General features: G+C 65.3%; 1 protein-coding gene. It reads right to left on the bottom strand.

Features of this window, described 5'->3' with window-relative positions; translation table 11 throughout:
- Positions 1-1,189: SdrD B-like domain-containing protein (locus tag ETQ85_RS25970; protein ID WP_148581857.1), on the bottom strand; the 1,189-nt coding region annotated here is incomplete at both ends.

Here is a 1,189-nt window from a genome sequence, read left to right on the forward strand (position 1 = left end):
TGGCGTCGGTGGTGGTGGTTTGCACCACGGTGCCGGTGCTGTCCTTCAGCTGAACGGTGACGCCCGGAATCGGGGTGTCGCCGCTGTCGTTGTTGTCCAGATCTTCGCGAACCGTGCCGGAGATGGAGCCCGGGTTGGCGACGATGCCGGCGTCCCAGCTCTTGTCCGACTCACCGGAGTCGAGCACGGTCTGGATGGTCTTGCCAGTGGCGCTGTCGGCGTCGCTGTCAGCGGCGTCAGAACCCGCGTCGCGGGTCGTGAAGCTGTAGCCGGTCGGCAGCGTGGCCTTGTCGAACTGGACGCTGTAGGTGCCCGGCTTGAGGTTGGTGAAGAGGTAGTTGCCGTTGGTGTCGGTGGTCTGGGTGGTGACCACGTTGCCGGCGGCATCCAGCAGCGACACCTTGACGCCGGTGACGCCGGCTTCGCCGCCGTCCTGCACGCCGTTCTTGTTGGTGTCGTACCAGACCTTGTCGCCCAGCTCGGCAAGCCGGTAGAAGCCGGCGTCGACGTTCGGGTTGTTCTCGCCGGAGACGAGAGTGATCGGGGCGGTCTGGCCGGCAGCGTTGATGTCGGAATCAAGCGCTTCGTTGCCGCCCAGATCCTGACCGGTGATCTCGTAGCCGACCGGCTTCACCACGGCCACCGAGTAGGTGCCCGGGGTCACGCTGAAGCTGTAGTTGCCGTTGGCGTCGGTGGTGGCGCTTTGCACCACGTTGCCGCCGGCATCCTTCAGTTGCACGGTGACGTTGGCAATGCCCGCTTCGCCGGCATCCTGCACGCCGTTGGCGTTCTTGTCTTCGAAGACGGTGTCGCCCAGGGTGGCGGGACGTTCGTCGACGAAGTCGTTACCGGTGCTGGTCGCGCCCGGGTTCAGCGTCACGGCGATGCTGTTCGGGTTGCCGCCGTCGATGTCGGAAACGTCCAGGTAGCCCGGCTGGTTGGTTTCAACCACCGAGTAGGTACCGGCCGGCACGTTGCTGAACGTGTAGTTGCCGTTGGCGTCGGTGGTGGTGGTTTGCACCACGGTGCCGGTGCTGTCCTTCAGCTGAACGGTGACGCCCGGAATCGGGGTGTCGCCGCTGTCGTTGTTGTCCAGATCTTCGCGAACCGTGCCGGAGATGGAGCCCGGGTTGGCGACGATGCCGGCGTCCCAGCTCTTGTCCGACTCACCGGAGTCGAGCACGGTCTG

This window comes from Zoogloea oleivorans (assembly GCF_008107625.1).
Taxonomy (GTDB): Bacteria; Pseudomonadota; Gammaproteobacteria; order Burkholderiales; family Rhodocyclaceae; genus Zoogloea; species Zoogloea oleivorans.